This is a genomic window from Burkholderia sp. Se-20378 (assembly GCF_017104665.1).
Classification (GTDB): domain Bacteria; phylum Pseudomonadota; class Gammaproteobacteria; order Burkholderiales; family Burkholderiaceae; genus Burkholderia; species Burkholderia lata.
This window is the reverse complement of record NZ_JAAGPG010001070.1, coordinates 1-1264: the sequence shown is the minus strand read 5'-3', so window position 1 is coordinate 1264 and position 1264 is coordinate 1. Positions and strand designations below refer to the sequence as shown.

The window sequence follows — 1264 nt, the reverse complement described above, 5'->3', positions numbered from 1 at the left end:
TCAGGCGCGCGCCGGCGGCAGTGCCCGCTGCCGGTCGCCCGCCGCTGGTCTCCTCGGCCCGCGCGCCGCATTCCGGATCCATTCATGTCCCATCCCGCTTCTCCGTCGCGGCCGCTGGCGTTTCGCGTGAACGGCACGCCGCACACCTTCGTCGAGGCTGCGCCCGACGCGCCGTTGCTGCTGGTCCTGCGCAACGACTGCGCGCTCAACGGCCCGAAATACGGCTGCGGGCTCGGGCAGTGCGGCGCATGCACGGTGCTGGTAGACGGGCAGGCGACGCGTTCGTGCGTCGTGCCGGCCGCCGCCGCGCACGGGCGCGACGTCACGACGCTGGAAGGGCTCGGGTCGCGCGACGCGCCGCATCCGATCCAGCGCGCCTTCATCGACGAGCAGGCCGCGCAGTGCGGCTATTGCCTGAACGGGATGATCATGAGCACGAAGGCGCTGCTCGACCGCACTCCATCGCCGGACGATGCGGCGATCCGCGATGCGTTGCGCTTCAATCTTTGCCGCTGCGGCACGCACCTGGAGATCATCCGGGCCGTGCATCGCGCGGCACGCTATCTGCGAGGCGGCGATGAAGCCTGACGCAGGCTTGCCCGTCGCACCGGAGCGCGTGACCGGTATCGAGCCGCGCGACGAAGTCGGCACCGATGCCTTGCGCACACACCACGTGCGCTACACCTGGCCGATCGGCGATGCGCAGGCAGACGCGCAGGTCTCGCTCGACGTCGAAACGCGGACCGCGTCCGACGGCCGAATGACGACCTGGCGCTATCGCGCGCAGGCGGCCACGGACGATCTTCACGCACCGCACGGTGCGGCGACCGAACGCGCGGATACCGGCGCCGCCGCGCCGTTCGTCTACCGGCACGCGCAGACGTCGATCGAACTCGCCGATGCCGGCCACGCGATTCCCGGACACGCGCACGTGTTCGCCCGCGAATCCTTCGTCGACGAACTTGCCGGCACGTTGCGGCGCGACCCGGTCGCGCTGCGCCTGCAGCATCTCGATGCGGCGCGGGACGCGGGGCCGCGCGAGATTATCCGGATGGTCAGCGAGCGCGCGGCATGGGGCGCACCGGCCACGGTCGACCCGGGTGCCCATGCGCGCGTGAGCGGGCGCGGCTTCGCTTGCGATGGCGCCGCAGCGCCTTCCGGCAACACGCCGACGGCAGCCGACGCGATACGCGACGGCGATGCGCGCTGGTCCGCGTGGGTCGTCGATCTCGAGGTCGACCGCGCGACGGGCGACGTCGCGGTG

General features: G+C 72.0%; 1 protein-coding gene and 1 pseudogene. Both read left to right on the top strand.

The features are described from left to right. The first annotated feature begins 84 nt into the window (after positions 1–84). Complete coding sequence (locus G3N93_RS40210) at positions 85–588, top strand: (2Fe-2S)-binding protein (protein WP_174936039.1); 504 nt, start codon at positions 85–87, stop codon at positions 586–588. Beyond that, positions 578–1264, top strand: a pseudogene (locus tag G3N93_RS40205) (cytochrome C); the annotation flags it as partial. The gene G3N93_RS40210 and the pseudogene G3N93_RS40205, both read left to right, overlap by 11 nt.